The 20,777-nt window shown below is 66.8% G+C and carries 17 protein-coding genes and 1 tRNA gene; 7 read left to right on the top strand and 11 right to left on the bottom strand.

Annotated features, from left to right (window positions below):
• Window positions 1-115: 115 nt before the first annotated feature.
• Both HUK65_RS09390 and msrA read right to left on the bottom strand, forming a co-directional pair.
• Complete coding sequence (locus HUK65_RS09390; RefSeq protein WP_179905907.1) at window positions 116-991, bottom strand: 50S ribosomal protein L11 methyltransferase; 876 nt, start codon at window positions 989-991, stop codon at window positions 116-118.
• A gap of 72 nt (window positions 992-1,063) precedes the next feature.
• Window positions 1,064-1,714 carry a peptide-methionine (S)-S-oxide reductase MsrA gene (gene msrA, locus HUK65_RS09385; RefSeq protein WP_179905906.1) on the bottom strand — a complete coding sequence of 217 codons (651 nt, stop codon included), beginning with the start codon at window positions 1,712-1,714 and terminating at the stop codon, window positions 1,064-1,066.
• A 226-nt stretch (window positions 1,715-1,940) separates the two neighbouring features.
• Between msrA and HUK65_RS09380 the strand changes: the two genes are divergently transcribed.
• Complete coding sequence (locus tag HUK65_RS09380) at window positions 1,941-4,313, top strand: glycogen/starch/alpha-glucan phosphorylase (RefSeq protein ID WP_179905905.1); 2,373 nt, start codon at window positions 1,941-1,943, stop codon at window positions 4,311-4,313.
• 187 nt (window positions 4,314-4,500) lie between these two features.
• On the opposite strand, the gene ygfZ is transcribed toward HUK65_RS09380, so the two are convergent.
• The gene (ygfZ, locus tag HUK65_RS09375) at window positions 4,501-5,280 is read right to left on the bottom strand and encodes a CAF17-like 4Fe-4S cluster assembly/insertion protein YgfZ (RefSeq protein ID WP_179905904.1); all 780 of its coding nucleotides are present in this window, start codon (window positions 5,278-5,280) and stop codon (window positions 4,501-4,503) included.
• Between the two features lie 160 nt (window positions 5,281-5,440).
• On the opposite strand from ygfZ, the gene HUK65_RS09370 reads away from it, so the two are divergent.
• Both HUK65_RS09370 and HUK65_RS09365 read left to right on the top strand, forming a co-directional pair.
• The gene (locus HUK65_RS09370; protein ID WP_179905903.1) at window positions 5,441-8,743 is read left to right on the top strand and encodes a PAS domain S-box protein; all 3,303 of its coding nucleotides are present in this window, start codon (window positions 5,441-5,443) and stop codon (window positions 8,741-8,743) included.
• A 13-nt stretch (window positions 8,744-8,756) separates the two neighbouring features.
• Entirely contained in the window at window positions 8,757-9,380 is a 624-nt protein-coding gene (locus HUK65_RS09365; RefSeq protein ID WP_179905902.1) for a LuxR C-terminal-related transcriptional regulator, read from the top strand.
• A gap of 42 nt (window positions 9,381-9,422) precedes the next feature.
• Here HUK65_RS09365 and HUK65_RS09360 read toward each other — a convergent pair whose 3' ends face one another.
• From HUK65_RS09360 to HUK65_RS09340, 5 genes are all read right to left on the bottom strand, one after another.
• Window positions 9,423-10,925, bottom strand: a complete 1,503-nt coding sequence (locus tag HUK65_RS09360; protein WP_179905901.1) for an FAD-binding domain-containing protein — start codon at window positions 10,923-10,925, stop codon at window positions 9,423-9,425.
• 158 nt (window positions 10,926-11,083) lie between these two features.
• Complete coding sequence (locus HUK65_RS09355; RefSeq protein ID WP_179905900.1) at window positions 11,084-12,298, bottom strand: beta-ketoacyl-[acyl-carrier-protein] synthase family protein; 1,215 nt, start codon at window positions 12,296-12,298, stop codon at window positions 11,084-11,086.
• 52 nt (window positions 12,299-12,350) lie between these two features.
• Window positions 12,351-12,623 (bottom strand): acyl carrier protein, encoded by a 273-nt coding sequence (locus tag HUK65_RS09350; RefSeq protein ID WP_179905899.1) that lies wholly within the window; start codon window positions 12,621-12,623, stop codon window positions 12,351-12,353.
• 27 nt (window positions 12,624-12,650) lie between these two features.
• Entirely contained in the window at window positions 12,651-13,757 is a 1,107-nt protein-coding gene (gene lpxD / locus HUK65_RS09345) for a UDP-3-O-(3-hydroxymyristoyl)glucosamine N-acyltransferase (protein ID WP_179905898.1), read from the bottom strand.
• 54 nt (window positions 13,758-13,811) lie between these two features.
• Window positions 13,812-15,419, bottom strand: coding sequence for a L,D-transpeptidase family protein (locus HUK65_RS09340; RefSeq protein ID WP_235441867.1), 1,608 nt, complete (start codon window positions 15,417-15,419; stop codon window positions 13,812-13,814).
• 432 nt (window positions 15,420-15,851) lie between these two features.
• Between HUK65_RS09340 and HUK65_RS09335 the strand changes: the two genes are divergently transcribed.
• The 4 genes from HUK65_RS09335 (at window position 15,852) to HUK65_RS09320 (ending at window position 19,141) form a co-directional block, all read left to right on the top strand.
• Window positions 15,852-16,418 carry a YcbK family protein gene (locus HUK65_RS09335; RefSeq protein ID WP_179905897.1) on the top strand — a complete coding sequence of 189 codons (567 nt, stop codon included), beginning with the start codon at window positions 15,852-15,854 and terminating at the stop codon, window positions 16,416-16,418.
• A gap of 198 nt (window positions 16,419-16,616) precedes the next feature.
• Window positions 16,617-17,270: an ABC transporter ATP-binding protein gene (locus HUK65_RS09330; protein ID WP_179905896.1), complete on the top strand. Its 654-nt coding sequence runs from the start codon at window positions 16,617-16,619 to the stop codon at window positions 17,268-17,270.
• Window positions 17,254-18,972 carry a capsule biosynthesis protein gene (locus tag HUK65_RS09325; protein ID WP_179905895.1) on the top strand — a complete coding sequence of 573 codons (1,719 nt, stop codon included), beginning with the start codon at window positions 17,254-17,256 and terminating at the stop codon, window positions 18,970-18,972. The genes HUK65_RS09330 and HUK65_RS09325 overlap by 17 nt, the downstream gene beginning before the upstream one ends.
• A 94-nt stretch (window positions 18,973-19,066) precedes the next feature.
• Window positions 19,067-19,141: transfer RNA gene (locus HUK65_RS09320), tRNA-Gln, on the top strand.
• Window positions 19,142-19,438: 297 nt separating this feature from the next.
• Here the strand turns inward: HUK65_RS09320 and HUK65_RS09315 are convergent.
• The 3 genes from HUK65_RS09315 to HUK65_RS18735 form a co-directional block, all read right to left on the bottom strand.
• Window positions 19,439-19,636, bottom strand: a complete 198-nt coding sequence (locus tag HUK65_RS09315) for a hypothetical protein (protein ID WP_179905894.1) — start codon at window positions 19,634-19,636, stop codon at window positions 19,439-19,441.
• Window positions 19,637-19,706: 70 nt separating this feature from the next.
• A complete protein-coding gene (locus HUK65_RS09310) occupies window positions 19,707-20,102 on the bottom strand; it encodes a helix-turn-helix domain-containing protein (protein WP_179905893.1) in 396 nt (131 codons plus the stop codon).
• A 410-nt stretch (window positions 20,103-20,512) separates the two neighbouring features.
• Window positions 20,513-20,777, bottom strand: a 265-nt coding sequence (locus HUK65_RS18735; RefSeq protein ID WP_235441866.1) for a hypothetical protein, incomplete at its 5' end; no start/stop codon positions are given.

Below are 20,777 nucleotides of genomic sequence, written 5' to 3'. Positions count from 1 at the left end.
CCGGGCTGGTCGCCCGGGACAGGGCTTGTGGAAAGCGTGCCGAGGAACAGTTTCCCGGTCCCGTGCCTGACCATTCGGAGGCGGGCGGCTTTCTCAGCAGCCTGTTAGGGCGCAATTACGCGGCGCGGCGCAGGGTCAGGGTGCTCCAGCCTTCGATATCCAGCCGGGTCTGCAGGGTGAAGCCCTGCGCATCATAGGCGGCCAGCACCTCTTCCGCCTGGCGCTCCAGCAGCCCCGAGAGGATCACATGCCCGCCGGGCGCCGCATGGGCGGCCATGGCCGGGGCAAGGTCGATCAGCGGCCCCTTCAGGATATTGGCCAGGATCAGGTCAAAGGGCGCGGCGGCGGCGATCTGCGGGTGGTCGAAGCCCACCGCCTCCAGGCACTGCACCCGCCCGTCCAGCCCGTTGGCGGTCACATTGGCCTGCGCCACATCCACGGCGACCGCGTCGATATCGCTGGCGATCACCGGGTCGCACTCCCATATCCGCGCCGCGCCCATGGCCAGCACGGCGGTGCCGCAGCCGATATCGGCGATCCGGCGGGGGCGGTGGCCGGCGCTGTCCAGCGCATCAACGGCGCAGAGGCAGCCCTGGGTGGTCCCGTGATGGCCGGTGCCAAAGGCCATGGCGGCCTCGATCAGCAGGCCCACGCGGCCTTCGGTCAGCTTGTCGGCGTCATGGCTGCCATAGACGAAGAAGCGCCCGGCCTCGACCGGGGTGAGTTCGCGCCGCACCTTGGCAACCCAGTCGATATCCGGCAACTCGGACACGGCAAAGGGGCGGGCGCCGAATGCGGCGGCCAGAAGGGCCAGTTCGGCCTCGGAGGGGGGGGCGGTGAAGTAGCCGCCGACCTCCCACAGGTTTGAACCGTCCTCGAGTTCGAACACGCCCACGCCCGCAGGCGCGGGGGTCATGTCCTCCATCGCCACGCCCAGGGCCTGCGCATTGGCGGGATCAGGCAGCGTGGTCAGGGCGGAATAGGTGGGCATGGGCGGAACCTGCGGCTTGGGGGGTTGCGCGCCCTTAACCGCCGCCCCGCCCCGGGTCAAGCGCGCGTCCGTTCAGGCGTTCAGCCCCACCGGGCAGGTCACGCCGGTCCCGCCGATCCCGCAATAGCCGCCGGGGTTCTTGGCCAGATACTGCTGGTGGTAATCCTCGGCGTGGTAGAAGTCGGGGGCGGGCAGGATTTCCGTGGTGACGGTGCCATAGCCCGCATCGCGCAGCCGGGCGGCATAGGTATCGCGGCTGGCCTGCGCGGCGGCCAGTTGACCGTCGCCATAGGCATAGATCCCCGAGCGGTACTGCGTGCCGGTGTCATTGCCCTGGCGCATGCCCTGGGTTGGGTTGTGACCTTCCCAGAACAGCCGCAGAAGCGCGTCATAGCTGATGACCGCCGGGTCAAAGATCAGATGCACGACCTCATTATGGCCGGTGCGCCCCGAGCAGACCTCCTCATAGGTGGGATTGGGCGTGTAGCCGCCCGCATAGCCCACGCGGGTCATCCAGATGCCGGGCTGCTGCCAGAAGATACGCTCCACCCCCCAGAAGCAGCCCATGCCGAACATGGCCTGGTCCATGCCCTCGGGGACGGTGCCGGTCAGGGGGCGGTCAAGGGTGTAATGCCGCGTGGCGGTGGGGATCGGCGCGGCGCGTCCGGGCAGCGCGGCATCAGGGGCAACCATGGTGGTCTTGGCGGCAAGGAAAGAGAACATGGGCTGGATCCTTTCTGAAGTTGCCCTAGACATAGCAATTCGCTGCGCCGGGACAACCGGGCATGCGCCGCTGTGGTTGGCGCACCACGCGCCGCAAGCGATATGGGCGCAGCGGCGCAAAACCGCTTGCATCCGGCCCCCGGCGCGTGATGAACCGAGCGGATAGCGCGCATGATAGCGCCAACATCTCTGGCCCCGAACGGGTGCAGACCGACAAGAGGCTGCAATGACTGCTCAGGAACTGCAAAAGGCCGTGCTGCGCCATCTGGAACTCTCGCTTGGCAAGGACCTGGCCCATGCCACGGTCTATGACATCCGCATGTCATTGACGCTGGCGGTGCGTGATCAGGTGATCGCGCCCTGGTTCGAAAGCACGCGCAAGACCTATGCCGCGCAATCCAAGCGGGTCTATTACCTGTCCATGGAGTTCCTGATCGGACGGCTGCTGGAGGATGCGGTCAATAATCTGGGCCTGAAGCAGACCGCGCAGGAGGCCCTGGACGCATTGGGGTTTGATCTGACGCAGGTGATTGCGGATGAACCCGATGCCGCGCTGGGCAATGGCGGGCTGGGACGGCTGGCGGCCTGTTTTCTGGACAGCATGTCCACCATCGGCTGCCCGGGCATGGGTTATGGCATCCGCTATGAACACGGGCTGTTCCGCCAGAGCTTTCACGATGGTGTCCAGATCGAGGAGCCCGAGGACTGGCTGCGCCAGCCCCACGGATGGGAGTTCGCGCGCCCGGAAGCGGTCGAACGCATCGGTTTTGGCGGCACGGTCGAAGCGCATGACGGGCGGATGCGCTGGTCGCCCGCCGATGCCGTGCTGGCCAAGGCCCATGACACGCCGATCATCGGCTGGCAGGGCCAATGGGCCAACACCCTGCGCCTGTGGGGAGCCGAGCCGATCCAGGCGTTTGACCTGGAGGCCTTCAACCGCGGCGATTTCGTGGGCGCGGCAGAGCAGGAGGCCTTTGCCCGCACCATCAGCCGTGTGCTCTACCCCGATGACACCAACGGCGAGGGCAAGGAACTGCGGCTGAAGCAGGAGTATTTCTTTACCGCCGCCAGCCTGCGCGACATCCTGCGCCGCTTCCTGAGCGAACATGACGACCTGGAGCTGCTGCCGCAGAAAGTTGCGATCCAGCTCAATGACACGCACCCCGCCATTGCCGGGCCGGAACTGATCCGCATCCTGCATGACGAACACGGGCTGGAGTTTGACCACGCCATGGCGCTTGCCCGCAACACGCTGTCCTTCACCAACCACACGCTGCTGCCCGAGGCGCTGGAACGCTGGCCGCAGGCGCTGATGGCCCGCGTGCTGCCCCGCCATCTGCAGATCATCGCCCGGATCGAAGAGGCGTTCCTGGCCGCGCAGCCCGAAAGCCCCGTGCGCATCCTGGAAGACGGCGATGTCCGCATGGGAGAGTTGAGCTTCATCATGGCGCACCGGGTCAACGGGGTCTCGGCGCTGCATACGGGGCTGGTGAAATCCACCGTCTTTGCCCAGTTGCACCGGACCTTCCCCGACCGGATTGTCAACCAGACCAACGGCGTGACCCCGCGCCGCTGGGTGCTGGGCGCCAACCCGCGCCTGTCGGCGCTGATCACCGACCGTATCGGGCCGGGCTGGGTGGATGACCTCGAACAGCTTGGCGCGCTGGAACCGCATGTCGAAGACGCGGGCTTCATGGCGGACTATGCGGCGTCCAAGGCCGGGAACAAGGCCGATCTGGCCGCATGGATCGCGGATACAACCGGGATCGCCGTGGACCCGGCGGCCATGTTCGATGTGCAGATCAAGCGCATCCATGAATACAAGCGCCAGCATCTGAACATTCTGGAAACCATCGCGCTCTGGCAGGACATGCGCGCCAACCCGCGCGCGGGCTGGGTGCCGCGGGTCAAGATCTTCGGCGGCAAGGCCGCGCCCGGCTACGTGCGCGCCAAGGAAATCATCCGTCTGATCAACGATGTCGCCCGCGTGATCAACGCCGACCCGGTCACGGGCGATCTGCTGAAGGTGGTCTATCCCGCAAATTACAATGTCTCGATGGCCGAGAAGCTGATCCCCGCCTCGGACCTGTCCGAGCAGATCTCGACCGCGGGCAAGGAGGCCTCGGGGACCGGCAACATGAAATTCGCGCTCAATGGTGCGCTGACCATCGGCACGCTGGACGGCGCCAATGTGGAAATCCGCGAACATGTCGGGGCCGAGAATTTCTTTCTCTTCGGCATGACCGCCGAAGAGGTCGTTGCCCGGCGCGAGGACCCGCAGCATCAGGCGAAGGCCATCGCGGCCTCGCCCCGGCTGGCAGGGGCGTTGAAAGGGATCGCCGATGGCACCTTCAGCGACGGGGATGGCGCGCGCTATGCCGCGCTGCTGGCCGATCTGCGCGGACATGACTATTTCACCATCTGCGCCGATTTCGACAGCTACTGGAACTGTCAGCGCCAGGTTGACGCCGCCTTTGCCGATCCGGCGCGCTGGATGCGCATGGCGGCGCTGAACACGGCGCGGTCGGGGTGGTTTTCATCGGACCGCACCATCCGCGGCTATATGGCCGATGTCTGGGATATCACGCCGTTGATCTGAGACTGAGAGGCGCGGCGGGCCGCGCCCGCCCGGTGCAGGCGCGCATTGGCCAGTGTCGGCAGCGCCCCCGAGCCGCGCCCACCCACCCACCCTGCGCGCCTCGGGGGCGCTTTCCCGGGCGCGCGGGCGCCCGGGAAGGGCGGGCTGCAGCGGCAATGCCTTGTTCAGGGCCACGATCAGGCCCTGTTCAGGCGCCGGTGTCGGCGGTTTCGGTCCAGCCCACGGTGGCCTCGGCGGCAGTCATGGGGCCCTTGGCACGCGCGGCGCGGTCAAAGCGCAGATAGGCGATCCCCTGCCCCCCTGACTGGGTGTAAAGGGTACCGATTGCCTTGCCATCGGCGGTGATTTCGGTCCCCGGTGGGGCGCTGCCTTCGACGGTGACGGTGGTCAGGCCCTTGCGCAGCTCGGTCTTGTGGCGCATGCGGGCGGTGACCTCCTGGCCGACATAGCAGCCCTTGCGGAAATCCACACCGTTGAGCCGGTCAAACCCGCATTCCAGGATGAAGCTTTCGCCGGGGATCAGCTCGACCCCCGTTTCGGGGATGCAATGGGCCACGCGCAGCGCCTCCCAGTCGGTGCCATCGCAGCCCCCCTCGGGACCATAGAGCCGCCAGCCCAGCGCGGGGTGGCGGGGGTCTGCCAGCGCGCCTTTGGGGGCCGGGCCGGTGCCGCGGCGCACGGACAGATCCGTTGCCTCCAGCGTAACCGGGGTGCGCAGCTTGTACATGGTCAGCCGCTTGAGCACATCCGCCCCAAGGGGTGCGGCGACATCCAGCAGCACATCCGGCCCATCGGCCAGAACCAGGAAATCGGCCAGATACTTGCCCTGCGGGGTCAGCAGGGCGGCATAGACCAGACCCTTCTGATCCAGCGCGTTCAGGTCATTGCTGACCAGCCCCTGCAGGAACCGTACCGGATTGTCTCCGCTGATCCGCAATATGCTGCGCTCTGCCGCTTCGGTGCCCATTCAGTTACCGCCTGCCTTGTGTTATCTTCCGGGACTGTTGATATAGGTATGTTCTCGGGCAGGAACAGGGGCGACAGGACCTGGGGCGGCAGGGGCCTTGCGGGATCAAGGCGCGGCCCCTCTCTGGCGCCTCTTTTAACGATTGACGATGGATCATCCGGTGAAGGATCATCACGGCACAGGGGTCGATGACCCGCAGGGCGATGGGCCCGGGGCGGCGCAGTCCCGGCAGCGGCTGGAGCAGATGCAGCGGCTGGTGGTGCTGACCATCAATGACCTGCTGTCGGCCGATGGTCCCAGCCTCAACCGGCGGATCAGGGCCGCGCTGCACCAGCTTGGCCGCGTCACCGGAACGGACCGGACCTATGTGTTCCAGTTCCAGGACGAGATCTACATGAACAACACCCATGAATGGTGCGCCCAGGGGATCCCCCCGATGCGGGCCCTGCTGCAGGATGTGCCGATCGCCATGGCGCCGCATTGGTGGGCGCGGATGGGCAGCCAGGGCTGTCATGTCCTTGCCGACCTTGACGAAGAGCCCGATGACGAATTGCGCGACCTGCTGGCGCAACAGGGGATCCGCTCGCTTCTGACGGTGCCGCTGATGCGCGGGCCGGAACTGGTGGGCTTTGTCGGCCATGATGCCGTGCGCGCCCATCGCCGCTTCAGCCGCGCCGAGATCGAGCTGGTGCGCTCGGTGTCCAATGTCATCGGCACCGTCCTGCACCGGCAGGCGATCGAGACGGAGCGCCGCCACGCCCAGCGCGCCCTCGCGCAGGAGCGTTCGCGCCTGCATGCCATGATGCGCGCCCTGCCCGATCTGGTGCTGGAAGCCGACCATGACGGCATCTTCACCGGCTTTCGCCAGAACGCGCCCATGGCCAGGACGCTGGAGGCCGAGGATGTTGTCGGCAAGTCGCCCGAACAGACCCTGCCCGCGCCCGTCGCGGCCCTGGCCCGGCGCATGATGCGGACCATCGACCGTGATGGCCATGCCGGCCCCGAGGAGTATTACCTGGACGCCCCCGATGGGCGGCGCTGGTTTGTGGCGGTGGGGTCGGCACGGCTGGCCGAAACACGCAACGCGCCCCACAGCTATGTCTTTCTGGTCCGCGATATCACCCATGAGATCGAACAGCGCCGCCAGATTGCCCGGCTGAGCGCCATGGCCCAGCAAAGCACCAACAGCGCAATCCTGACCGATTCCGAATTGCGCGTGACCTGGATCAATGCCGAAGGGGAAAACCGCACCGGGCTGACCGCCGGGCAGGTCATGGGCCGTGACCTGGCCGCGGTGCTGCGTCTGGATGTCGATGGCAAGCTGCAGCTGCGGCGGCTGCGCGACCGGCTGTACAACGGCGATTCGGTCCTGGTTGAGCTTTGCGCCACCGACGATGACGGCAATGGCTGGTGGTGCGAACTGGGGGCACGCACCTTGCGGCTGAAGGGCGATGAGGCGCCCAGCTTCATGTTTGTTCTCAGCGACATCACCCAGCGCAAGCAGAGCGAGGCCGCCAAGGAACAGGCCGCCGCCGAAGCCCAGGCCGCGCGGCTGCGGCTGGAGGAGGCCGTCGGCGCCCTGCGCGATGCCTTTGTGTATCTGGACCGGGACCGGCGGATGGTGCTGTGCAATGCGCCCTATCGCGCGCTTTACCCGCGCACGGCCCACGCCATGGTGCCGGGGGCGCATTTGCATGACCTCATCGCCGAAGCCGACCGCAATGATGAGCTGACGCACCCCCTGAACGGCGCCCCGCCTGCGTCCCACCCGGTCGCGCGGCGCTTCGGCACCTCGGCCCGGTTCGAATCCGAAAGCCAGCGCCCGGACGGCCGCTGGATGCGCGTGGTGGAACAGGCCACCGCCGATGGCGGGCGCGTGGCCATGCTGGTCGATATCACCGCCCTGAAGGATGCCGAGGCCCGCGCCGTGAGCGACCGCGCAACCCTGCTCGATGCCTCGCACGAAGGGATCGCCTTTGTCGGCCCCTCGGGGCGGCTGACCCATGCCAACCCGGCCTTTCTGGCCCTGTTCGGTGCCGAAGACGCCGCGCAGGTCGTTGGCCTGCACTGGACCATGGTCTATCCGGCAGCGATTTCGCAGTTTCTGGAGGACACGGTGACACCGGCGCTGCGGGCCTGCGGCTTCTGGCGGGGCGAGTTACATGATGTGACCGGCACCGGCGATGACACGGTCCATGACCTTTCCATCACCCGCGCCAGCGGCGGGATGCTGCTGTGTATCCTGCGTGACATCACCCGCCAGCGCCGCTCACAAAAGGAACAGCTGCGCCTGCGCGAGGAGTTGCAACTGGCCCAGCGCCGCGAGGTGATCGCCCAGCTTGCCGCCGAAATGGCGCATGATTTCAGCAACCTGCTGTCTGCAATCTCCGGCTCGGCAGAGCTGATCCAGTCCGACAGGGGCGGGAATGCCGGCGCCGAACACGCGCGCCGGATCTCTGCCGCCAGCCAACAGGCCAGCGATCTGCTGCGCCGCCTGATGGCCCTTGGCCAGCGCAACAGCCAGCCACGGTGCATGGACCTGCGCCAACCCGTGCGCGAGGCCGTGGACCTGGTCCAGGCGAGCGCCCCCCGGTCCGGGATCGTGCAACTGTCCCTGCCCGATACTGCCGTGATGATCTCCGCCGACCCGACCGAGGTGATGCAGGTCACGCTGAACCTGATCATCAACGCCCGCGATGCGGTGCTGGACCCGGCCGCCCATCTGCCCCGGCCCCGCATCGCAGTCAGCCTGCGCCCCGCCGATGCCGCAGATCTGGCCCAACCCTATGACAACGGCGCCCCCGCGCCCGGACGCGCCTATCTGCGGCTGGAGGTTTCGGACAGCGGGCCGGGCATGGATGCCCCGACCCGCGCCCAGGCCTTCCAGCCCTATTTTTCCACAAAGGGCCGCGCCGGCAGCGGGCTGGGCCTGACCATCGTGGCCAATGTGGTGAATGCCAACGAAGGGCTGATCAGCATGCAAAGCACCCCGGGACAGGGTTGCACGGCGGTGGTGCTCTGGCCGGTGCATCGCAGTGCCGACCGCCCCGCCAGTCCCGCAGCGCCCCCGGCCCGGACCGACACGCTTCAGGGGCTGCGGGTGCTGGTGGTCGATGATGAAGATGACGTTCTGGCCATGCTCTGCGCCATGATCGAAAGCGCCGGCGGGGAAACCGCGGGCTGCATCAGTGGCGCCGACGCGCTGGAGGCGCTGCATGATGACCCGGGGGGCTGGGATATCGTGCTGACGGATATGAACATGCCGCAGATGACCGGTGCCGATCTGGCGCGCCGCCTGCGCCAGATGCCCGGACAGGCTCCGGCAATCGTGTTGATCAGCGCCCTTGCGGACGACGTCCTGAACCATCAAGTGAATTCCCAAATTTTCGATGCCGTCTTGTCCAAACCCGTTCCGCGCGCGGGTCTGGTCAGCACGTTGCGCCGCGTGATGAGACCGCGCTGACCGGAGCCACCCCATGCGATTGCTTGTTGCCGATGATCACGAACTGCTGCTGGATACGCTGGAAAGCTATCTTGCCGCAGAACCTGCCTTCACGGTCATCCGCGCCCCTGACCTGGACATGGCGCTGACCCATCTGCGCAATGAACCGCCTTTCGATCTGGTGCTGCTGGATTACAACATGCCTGGCATGGACGGGCTGTGCGGGCTGCGCCATGCGCTGGACCTGGCCCATGACCGGCCCGTGGCGCTGATGTCCGGCATCGCCACCCGCGCTGTCGCCGAGCAGGCGCTTGACATGGGCGCGGCGGGCTTCCTGTCCAAGGCCATGCCGGCGCGTTCGCTGCTCAATGCCATCACCTTCATGGGCCAGGGCGAACGCTTCGTCCCGGTGGAGCTGTTCCTGACCGGCCCGGCCGCCGAAGCCGAGGCGCCGGGCCAGCCGCTGGAGCGGTTGACCGAACGGGAACGGGACGTGCTGCTGGGCCTTTGCCAGGGCCATTCCAACAAGCAGATCGCCCGCGACCTCGACCTCAGCGAGGCGACGGTGAAACTCCATGTCAAGACGCTCTACCGTCGGCTGGGGGTCAGCAACCGCACCCAGGCCGCGATGCTGGGCCGCCAGAGCGGGCTGCTCTGAGCACCCTGCCCCGCGCAGGCCACGGCCGGACCTGCGCGCCGGTCACAGGTCCAGACTCAACTGCCCCTCCGGCACCCGCCGCCGCCCCCGCTTGCGCGGCTCGGGCGCGGGCTTGCGGCTTGCATGGCGCCGGGCCACGCGGGCGGCCTCTTCGGCAAATCCATGGCCGCGGCGCAGGACCCCGATCGCCTGACGCGCGGCGCGGGCCGCGGCCTCGGGGTCCACCAGCGGTTCAGGATACCCGCGCGGCGCTGCGGGCCATTTCCACGGCTCATGGACAAACCCGTCCGGCACCCCCGCCAGTTCCGGCACCCAGCGACGTATGAACCGCCCCGAAGGGTCCTGATCATGCCCCTGCTTCACCGGGTTGTAGATGCGCGGAATATTGATCCCCGTGGTGCCCGATTGCATCTGGCACTGGCTCCAGTGGATGCCCGGTTCATAATCGGTGAACAACCGCGCCAGATGCTGCCCCACGGGGCGCCAATCCAGCCACAGATGATGCGCCGCCACGGACACCAGCATGGCGCGCATGCGGAAATTCAGCCAACCCGTGGCTTGCAGATAGCGCATGCAGGCATCGACAAAGGGCAACCCCGTCTCGCCCGCCGCCCAGGCCGCCAGGCGCGTGACATCCGGCGCACGCGGGCGCAGCCCTTCGCAGGCAGCGTGCAGGCAATGATGCTCCAGCGCGGGCTCGTCCTCCAGCTTCTGGATGAAATGATCCCGCCAGGCCAGCCGCTTGTCGAAACTGGCCAGCGAAGCCCCCCAGCCCGGCCCTGCGGTCCGCGCCTGCGCCCGTTGCGCGGCCGTGGCCTGCACCACCTCGCGCACCGAAACGGCGCCCAGCGCCAGATGCGGCGATAACCGCGAACAGGCCCGCTCCGCTTCCCGCGGCGAAGACATGGCCTGCCGGTAGCGTTGCCCGCGCTCGGTCAGGAAACTCTCCATCAACGCCAATGCCTCGGCCCGCCCGCCGCGCTGCCGGTGCGGACAGGGATCGGCGGCCAGGCCCGGCGCCGGCGCCACCGGGATCGCGCCGGGTTCGATCCCCAGCGGCGCCAGCGCCACGGGCGCGGCAAGGGGCGGCGCGGCCACGAAGCGGTCCCGCCGCCCCTGCCATCCATCCCGCGTGCCCAACCGCCGCACCACCCCGCATTGGGGCAGCTCTTCCCAGACCACCCCGTGGCGCCGCGCCGCATCGGCCACCCGCAGATCGCGCTCATAGGTCCAGCCATTCCCGGTTTCCTGATGCGAGACCATGCGCCGAACCCCGAAGCGCCGCCACATGCGCTCCAGCACCGCCACCGCCGCGCCCTGCCGGACCACCAGCGGCTGACCCAGCGCCGCCAGTTCGGCGCGCAATCCGGCCAGAGCCTCGGCCAGGAACGCCCATTGCCGACCGGAAACATCGGGCAACCCCCAATAGTCCGGCTCCACCACATAGAGCGGCAACACCGGCCCCAGCGCCGCCGCCCGGGCCAGCGCCGGGTGGTCATCCACCCGCAGATCACGTTTGAACCATACCAGGACAGGAGACGTCATTCAGGATAGCTATCGCCCATGAACCCCGGGTCAACCCGGCACATGTTCACGATTTACCCCAATGCCGCTCCCCCGACAACCCTGCGCTTCATCTTGCCGGAAGTACTCCGGGGGGGCCCGCGCCGACGGGGGCTTCCCCCCGCTGCGCCATCGGCCAGTCAGATCCGCCGCAGGGCCAGCACCGCGTTCAACCCGCCAAAGGCGAAAGCGTTGGACAGCACCGCCCGCACATCAACCCCATGCCGCGCCACATTGGGCACCGCGTCCACGGCACACTCCGGGTCGGGGGCATCGAAATTCACGGTGGGCGCGATCACCCCCTCGCGCAGGGCCAGCAGGCAGGCCAGCAGTTCCACCGCGCCGGTTCCGCCGATCAGATGCCCATGCAGGGATTTGGTCGAAGACACCGGCACATGCGCGGCCTGCGCGCCCAGCACGGCATTGAGGGCCCGGGCCTCGGTCCGGTCATTGGCGGTGGTGCCAGTGCCATGGGCGTTGACATAGCCGATATCCTCGGCCGCCAGCCCCGCATCGGCCAGCGCCAGCTGCATGGCGCGCACCGGCCCGTCCTGCGTCGGCGCCACGATATCGCCCGCGTCCGAGGTCATGCCGAAGCCCGCCACCTCGGCCAGCACTTCGGCGCCGCGCGCGCGGGCGTGCTCCAGTTCCTCGAAGACGAAGACCGCGCCCCCCTCGCCCATCACCAACCCGTTGCGCGAGGCCGCGAAGGGCCGACAGCCATCGCGCGACATGACCCGCAACCCCTCCCAGGCCTTCAACCCGCCAAAACACAGCATCGCCTCGGACCCGCCGGTCAGGATCACATCCGCCGCCCCGCCCCGGATCAGCTGCAGCGCCAGCCCCATGGCATGGTTGGACGAGGCGCAGGCCGTGGACACCGCCAGCCCCGGCCCGCGCAGGCCGAACTCCATCGACATATGCGATGCGGCCGCATTGTGCATCAGCCGCGGCACCACGAACGGATGCACGCGGTTCTTGCCCTCGGCGTGGACGGTTCGGTAATTGTCATCGACGGTGGTGTTGCCGCCCCCGGCGGTGCCCATGACCACCCCCGACCGGTCCGCCAGCGCCCCGTCAAAGGCCAGCCCCGATTGCGCCACCGCCTGCCGGGCAGAGACCAGCGCGAATTGCGCGAAGCGGTCCAGAAGCGGCAGGCGCTGGCGATCAAAATGCGCGGCCGGGTCAAACCCCGTGACCTGCGCGCCGATCTGCACCGCCAGCCGGTCCTGATCCACCAGCCCCGACAGCGGACCGATTCCACAGCGGCCAGAGCGCATGGCGGCCAGCGTTGCGGGCACATCATGGCCCAGCGGGTTCACGCTCCCCGCCCCGGTGATGACAACACGCCTCATGCGGCCACCCCTCTCACGGCGCAGGCAACCCGGCCAGAGCGCGCCGCGCGCGTCATCCGCGCTGCTGCGCCACCAGCTTTTCGACCTCGGCGATCACCGAGCCGACGGTCGAGATGTCAAAGGCGCTTTCCTCGGGGTTGTTGGCGTTGAACGGCACCGCCACGTCGAATGTCTCTTCGATCTGGAAGATGCATTCGACCACGCCCAGGCTGTCGATGCCCAGATCCTGCAGGCTGTCTGCGGCCGTCACATCCCCGGGCGCGCGCATGGCCTGTTCGGCGATGATGGCGATCACCTGTTCGGCAATGGCTCTGTCTTTGGTCATCAGGTCCTGTTCCAACGGGGGCGGCTCCTATTCCGTGTCGGCGCCACCCTTGTCGCTGCGGTTTGTAACAGTTTTCTGAAGCGCGGCAACCTGTTTCACCAGACGTGGCAGGCGGCGGATCGCCTTGTAGATCTCGATCTGGGTTTCCATCTTCGTGGCCGGTGTGCCGAACATCACCCGCCCCGCAGGCACGTCCGACAGCACCCCGGTGCCCCCGCCGGTGACCACATCATCCCCCACGGCAATGTGGTCGCTCACCGCCGTGCGCCCGCCCAGCACCACCCGGTCACCGATCCGCGCCGACCCCGCCACGCCCGCCTGCCCGCAGACCAGACAATCACGCCCGATCTGCGCGTTGTGGCCGACCTGCACCAGGTTGTCTATCCGCGTGCCGCTGCCGATTTCGGTGTCACGGATGGTGCCACGGTCGATGGTGCTGTTGGCGCCGATTTCCACATCATCGCCCAGTCGCACAGACCCCAGGCTGTGGATCCGCGTCCAGGACTGGCCCTGCGTGTCACCTCGGTCGCCCAGGGTTTCGCGCACCGCCTCGACCGCCGATCTTTCCGGCGTCACAAAGGAAAACCCGTCAGCGCCGATCACCGCGCCCGGCTGGGCAATGAAACGCGCGCCGATCTGTACCCGCGCGCCAATGCGCACGCCGGAATGGATCAGCGCATCATCGCCGATCCGCGCGCCTTCGGCGATGGACACATGCGCGGCAATCCGCGCCCGCGCCCCCACCACCGCCCCGGGTCCGATCCAGACAAAGGGGCCGATGGCCGCGCCCGGGCCAATCGTCGCCCCCGGGTCGATCACCGCCGATGGATGCACCCCCGGTGCGATGACCGGGCCGGGGTCCATGGCCGCGGTCAGCCCGGCCAGCGCATAGCGCGGACGGGGGGCAAAGATCGCCGCCTCCAGCCCCAGCGCGCGCCAGTCGGCCCCTTCCCACAGCAGCGCCGCGCGCGCCCGGCCCTGGCCCAGCCCTTCGGCGTATTTGGGGTCGGCGGCGATGGCCAGTGCATCCGGCCCGGCCGCGGCAGGCTCGGCGGCATGGGTGAATTCGATCGCGCCCTGCCCTTCGAAACGCGCGCCCAGGGCCTGCGCGATGGCGTCGATGCGGTAGCTCATGGCAGCCTCGGCTTTGGGGGCGCGCCGGGGGCGGCGCGCCTTGCCCTGCGAGGGTTAACTGCGAACGCCCGGCATTTCCACCCCGGCATTGACCAGCGCCCGGAAGATCGCCGCGTCACGGTCATAGACATCATCGCGGAAATTCAGTGCGCCGCGGGCATCGGTGAACGCAGTGCGATAGACCAGATGCGTGGGCACCGGCGTGTCCAGGAAGATCCGCGTCTGCTGGCCGGAATTGCGGGTGCGGTGGAACAGCCCCTGCGGGTCATCGGTCTGGCGGCCCAGCAGCTCATAGGCAAATTCCTCGGGGTCGCTCAGCCGGATGCACCCCGAGGAATGGGTCAGCACCTGAGTGTTGAACAGCGACCGCGCGGGCGTGTCATGAAGATAGATCGCCCAGGGGTTGGGGAACATGAATTTCACCGTGCCCAGCGGGTTCGTCGGCCCCGGAGGCTGGCGCACGTTGAAGGGAAAGTTGCGCGGCGTGTAGCGCGAAAAGTCGATGGCGCTGCGTGGCACCTGACGTCCGCGCGCGTCCAGGATCTGCAGATGCTGCGCGCCCCCCGCCGACAGCGCCCCCCAATAGCTGCGGGCCAGGATGGACCGTGGCAGCGTCCAGTCGGGGTTGATTTCCAGATAGGTCATGTCCTCGGAAAACTCGGGCGTGCGCTGGTCGCTGTTGCGCGCGCCGATGATGGAGACGGTTTCAAAGGTCACCTCATCGAAATCGACAATGCGCGAGGAGAAATCGGCCAGGTTCACCCAGATATGCCGGTCGCCGCGCTCGATATTCAGCCAGCGCTCGCGCTCCATGGCGACGACGACGGATTGCAGGCGCTCCTCGGGCGGGGTGTTGAGCGCGCGAAGCGTGGCCGGTCCGGCCACACCGTCAGCTTCCAGCCCGTGGTTGATCTGGAAGCGCTGCACTGCCGATTGCACCGCCGCGTCATAACTGGCCACCGCTGTGCGATGCAGATAGCCCATGGCGATCAGACGGTTGCGCAGCGCCACCACGCCCGCCCCGCTATCACCCGGCGACAGCGAGGACACCGGCACCGTCGGCCCCCAGCCGCCCTGCGCGATCACCGCTTCAAGGTTGCGCTTGGCCCGGAACAGGCGGGCATACTCCGGTGCGGAAGGCGCCAGGTTGCGGATGAAGGACACCGGCTCGGCGGCGGCGAAATCCCGCAGCAGGGTCTCCGGGTCCGGGCGCGGCAGGGTGCGCACGATGTCGCTGTCCACGCGTGAGGGGGTCAGCACACCGCTGGTCAGGTCTCGGGCAAAGCGCAGGAAGGTCTCGCTGACCTGTGCCTCCAGAAACCCGCGGTCACGTTCGGTTTCCACCGCGTCAAAGGCCGCCAGCAACCCGTCCAGATCATAGCGCGCCACCGGCAGGCCATGGTCGGCGGCGCGGCTGATGGCGGTGATCAGGGCGCGGCGGCGGATCTCATCGCCGGGGCCGGTCCAGAGCGGCTGGTAACCATGGTCGCGGTAGAAAGCCGACAGACGCCGGTCTTCGGCCACACCTTCGGCCAGCGCCTGCTTGTAGGCGCTGAACTGCTGCGCCTGCCCCTGCGCGGGCGATAGCGCCAGCAGCGCCGCAACCGCCATCCCCCCGAAAAACCGGCGCATTCCCGCCGCCGACACCGCCATTCTGACCATGACCCCCCCATCCGATTCTTGACAATATCCGTACCCGCTTCCTGCAGGCACAATGACTTGGCCGATGATTGCGCCGAAAATCGCCCTGCGCAACCGCCTGAGACATACGCGCAGGACGAAAACGCCCGATTCATCCGAAATTCACCTTTGCGGCACATGTTCGCCACAGGACGGGCCAGAAGGCGGCTTCGCGGGCAATGGGCAGAATCCCGCCGATGGCAAAACCGAGTGAATGATTCGGGGTTTGGTTTGATCACGCGGCTGTGGCATACACTTGTCAGCAACAAACGACAGGGGAAACAACCTCTTCGAAGGCTGAGGCGTCCGGGCATCTTGCCTGAAGATACAGACGGCCTTGCCGCGCTGGCCAGCCTGCGTGATCGAAGGGATTTTAACCTCGGCGAACCAGAAGCAACCGGGACAGGCAGAGTAATGACCGACATGTCAACTGGGGTAACACGCCGCGCGCTGCTGGGGGCCTTTGCGGCAACCGCTGTCAGCGCAGCACCGTTCTTTCCGGGGGTGACCGCCTATGCGCGCGGCTCGGGCGATATCCGCCGCCTGCGCATGCACTCCGGTCGGACCGGAGAATCCATCGACATCATCTACTGGATCGATGGCAAGTACATCCCCGAAGCACTGCGTGAAATCAATCACTTCAGCCGCGACTGGCGCAACAATGAGGTGCACCAGATCGACACGCGGACCATCGACATCATGGCTGCGACAGCGCAAATCCTGCGGGTCAATGAACCCTATATGCTGCTGTCAGGCTTCCGCTCCCAGGCGACGAACCGGATGCTGCGGGCGCGGTCGCGCAATGTGGCACAGAATTCGCTGCATCTGACGGGCCGGGCCGCCGATGTGCGGCTGCGCTCGCGCTCGGTGTCGGAAATGGCGCGCGCCGCCGCGGCCTGCGGCGCGGGCGGTGTGGGGCGCTACTCACGTTCGGATTTCGTCCACGTGGATTGCGGCCCGGTGCGCACCTGGGGCAGCTGATCCATCCGATGTTCGGCGATGCAGGGGCGTGACAGCGCCCCTCTTTACCATTGCTTCAGCTGAATGTGATTGTCTGGTCACGGCAATCTGCGGCATACTGCGCGCAAGCTGCCACCAAGATGCAGCGCCTGAGGCCATGCCCTGCCGGTCGGCGCGGCATGTCACAGGGGATGATATCCGGGGCCGTGCAGCGAAGCGATGATCGAATTCCGCAATGTCAGCAAGTCCTTCTGGACCGGCACCCAGCGCAAGGTCATCCTGGACCGGGCCAGCTTCACCGTGCGCCTGGGCCAGTCCATCGGCATCCTGGCGCCCAATGGCAGCGGCAAGACCACGATCATCAACATGATGGCCGGGCTGGAAAAACCGGACGAAGGGCAGATCCTGCGCTCCAGCCGCGTATCCTTTCCGCTGGGCTTCATGGGCGGCGTGGTCAACCGGCACACGGGCACGGAAAACGCCCGCTACATCGCGCGGCTCTATCAGCTTGAAGCGGATGAGGTAGAAGCCTTTTGCCGCTGGCTCTGTGATATCGGCGAATATTTCGACATGCCCGTGGGCACCTACAGCCAGGGGATGCGCGCGCGGTTCTCCTTTGCGCTGATGCTGGCGATCGAGTTCGACATCTATCTGATTGACGAAGGCATGCCCAGCACGACCGACGTCCGCTTCAACCGTCGCGCCGGGCAGGTCTTGCGCGAAAGGCTGGAACGGGGCACCGTGGTAATCGTGTCCCATCAGGCAAAGACATTGGAACGATACTGTTCGCAGGCAGCTGTATTGCGCGACGGGCAGTTGTTCCTGTTCGACACGCTGGAAGAGGCGAAGGTGCTGTATGACTACGCAGATTAAGGGGCGCCGGTTCCGGCTGAAGCGCGGCACCGGCCCGACTGGCCAGGATGCGACCCCGGCCACGACGCCCGAGGACACCGCCGAAAGCCGCACCCCCGCCGAACAGCCTCCGGCGGCGCGGGAAGACGCCCCGCCCCAGCACCCTCCCCGCGAAGACCCGGCGGCGGTGGCCGAGGCCGCCGCCCCCGCCGATCCCCCGCAACATGGCGCCGATGTCACCGGCGACCCGCAGACCGATGCCGAACTTGCCGCCATCCGGGCCGAGCAACTGACCGCGCGCCAGTTGCGCATGGCCATGCGCGTGGCCACACGGCACGGGATTCGCGCAACTTCGGGGCTGGATGCGGTGCGGCTGTTGCGCCGCCGCGGGATCGACCCTTTCGAACGCTCCACCCTGCTGGACCTGGTCCGCGCAGAAACACCCCCACAGACCCAGCAGGGCCGCAACCTCGCGGTGGTTGAGGACAAGCTGCCGCAGGCCAAGCGCGGGCCCGAACTGCCCCAGCACGCCGCCGACAGCCGGATGAAGCAGCTTGCCGCCGAGCGTGAGAGGGAGCTGGGCAAGATCAAGCGCGACATCACCCGCCGCCGCCGCCGCAGGCTGTTGCAGCTGGGCGCGCGGCTGTTGCTCTTCGTCTCATTGCCCACAACGCTGCTGGGCTACTATTTCTACGTCATCGCCACACCGCTCTACGCAACCGAGGCCGAATTCATCATCCAGCAGGCCGACAGCGCCATGCCAGCCGCAGCCGGCGGGCTGGGCGGGATGATGGGCGGCGGCCTGGGCTTGGGCAATTCGCAGGATTCCATAACCGTTCAAAGCTATCTGCAATCACGCGGCGCCATGCGACGGCTGGACGCCGAAGAAGGCTTTCGCGCCCATTTCAGCACCGAAGAAATCGACCCGCTGCGCCGCCTGGCCCCCGATGCCAGCGAAGAGGCGATGTATCGCCTCTATCAGCGCCAGGTCCGCATCAGCTTCGACCCCACCGAAGGCATCGTGCGCCTGGAAGTCAGTGCCGCCACCCCCGAAGACAGCGAACGCTTCGCCAGCGCGCTGATCGCCTATGCCGAGGAACAGGTGGACCTGATGACCGCGCGCATGCGCGAAAACCAGATGCAGGACGCGCGCGACAGCTACCTGGAGGCCGAGGAACGCATGCAGGAGGCCCGCCGCCGGGCAGTGGAGCTGCAGGAAAGCTTTGCCGTGCTTTCGGGCGAGGTCGAGGTGTCGCTGCTGTCGCAGCAGATCGTCACGCTTGAAACCGAACTGACCCAGAACCGTCTGAGCCTGCAGGAGCTTCTGTCGAACCCGCGGCCCAACCAGGCGCGGGTGGACCAGTTGCAACGCCGGATCAGCAACCTGGAATCGCAGATCGGCGCGCTGCGGGGCTCGATGACCCAGGGGTCCGACGACGGCGGATCGCTGGCCCGCATCCAGAGCGAACTGGTCATGGCCGAGGCCGATATCCAGACCCGCCAGATGCTGCTGAGCCAGGCGCTCCAGCAACTCGAATCCGCCCGGATCGAAGCCAACCGCCAGGTTCGCTACCTGTCTCTGAGCGTGACCCCGATCGCCCCGGATGAAGCCACCTATCCGCGCGCCTTCGAAAACACCGCGCTGGCATTTCTTGTCTTTTCAGGGATTTACCTGTTCCTGTCCATGACGGTCGCCATCCTGCGCGAACAGGTCTCGGCGTGAAGCGGGCACGCGCAGGCAACAGAAAGGAACCGGACACCAGCGCGCAATTTTGCCCTTGAAGCCCGCCCATGGCTTGGATAAACAGCGGCTCAGTTGGGGTGTAGCCAAGTGGTAAGGCAGCGGTTTTTGGTACCGTGTACCGTAGGTTCGAATCCTACCACCCCAGCCATCACACATTATCAAGCAAAATCAATATATTGGCGGATCGCTGATCAGGCCATGTGTAGCAGTCGGGTGGATGCTCCACATGGGTCTTGGGGCCGTTTTCTACTCGAGAGCCGACCACAACGAAAGAGGCAGGCACCGTGAAGGTGCCCGCCATGTATGAGTCGACCGCAGGTGATCAGGTCAGGTGTCTGGCCAGCCGTTTCGCGCGACTTGAACGAGGACTGCCTCCATTGCATTCTCGCTCTCCGGATGTTCAACTCGCTTGTAGGAAAAGGCTAGCTAGCCCTCCGAGCGCGCCTCAGCCGCCGCCCCGTCCCGCGCCCTCCCGTCCAATGTCGAGCGCCTCGCGCAGCGCGCGCATCCGCGCAGGCGTGACCCTCGGATCACTGCCACAGCTGATGATGCGGATGAACTCGACCCACGCGCGCTCGTTCGGGGTCAGCTCCTCCCACGACCCGGACGGGGCCGTGGGAAGCGTGAAGGTGGTATCGTCCATGTCGTGGTCCATCATGCGAACCTGTCCCCCTGTCCCACCTGTCCACGCGCAGCAGACGTCAGATCACAGCTCATTTGCCGAAGATCCCCCGCAGCGCCGTGCGCGCGCGTCCAGTCAGACGCGGGTCGCTGTTGTCGGAAGCGTCTCGGATCTCGGCCAGCCAGCCGCGCTCGTTCTGCGTGACGGGCGTGCCGAAGATCTCGGTGATGGCCTGCGCTGCGGTTGCACCCACCGCCTGGTCGAGCGCCAAACGCATGAGCATCGCGGGGTCGACCTCCAGCGCCTTGGCGAGCGAGGGCACCCGGTCGAGCGGCACCTTGTTGCGCCCGTTCTTGAGGAAGGTCATCATGTTGGCATTGGCGAAGCCCGCCTCGCTGGCGATCTCGGCCTGGGTCTTGCGGTGCGACAGGTCGCGGATGCGGTCTGCGATCAGCTTCGCGGTCGGGGTATTCTCGTAAGGATTCATGCTGTGCTTTCTGCTGTGTGTGGTTGGTCACAGCACATACTTACCGCGTTGTGTCAGCGCAGTCGGGTGGGGAGTGCGCACTGGTCGTCGGGAGTTGCAGCTGCGACCGAAGTCCTAGGAAAAGCGCGCTCGGTGCATGGGGGGTCAGCCGGTGCGCGGCGGTCGGGAGCGGCTGAACCCTCCGGGTTTGGGAAGCTGAGGGAACGGTCAACAGCAGTCGCTCGTCCGTAGGTGGCAGGCCACAATGACCACCCGGCAGCCGTCCAACGCCATGCCGTCAGGAACCAATCTCGATGGTGCGTCGTTGACAACATGAATTCGTCGGCCCGCCAATTCGCAGGCGATGCGTCGACACCGACGGTCGCACCACCATGCGCCCACACAATCAGCTACCCACACCCAAGGCTGCCTCAATTTGACCAACCATAAGAGAAAGCATCATGCAGATTCAGGTAAATACCGATGACAATATCAAAGGAGACGATGCGTTGATCGCACAGGTCGAGGCTGACATTCGAGAGGGACTGTCGCGCTTTGCCGACCAGATCACTCGCGTTGAGGTGCATCTGAGTGATGAGAACGCAGGCAAGGGGGGAAGCGGTCGTGTCGCGGAGTTGGTGGAAATTCGATGGCGGCGTAATCTCCGGGTGAACTGAAACCCACCCAACCGGCGGC

The organism is Rhabdonatronobacter sediminivivens, from assembly GCF_013415485.1.
Lineage (GTDB): Bacteria > Pseudomonadota > Alphaproteobacteria > Rhodobacterales > Rhodobacteraceae > Rhabdonatronobacter > Rhabdonatronobacter sediminivivens.
The sequence above is the reverse complement of the archived record's forward strand: the minus strand, read 5'-3'. Positions and strand labels throughout refer to the sequence as shown.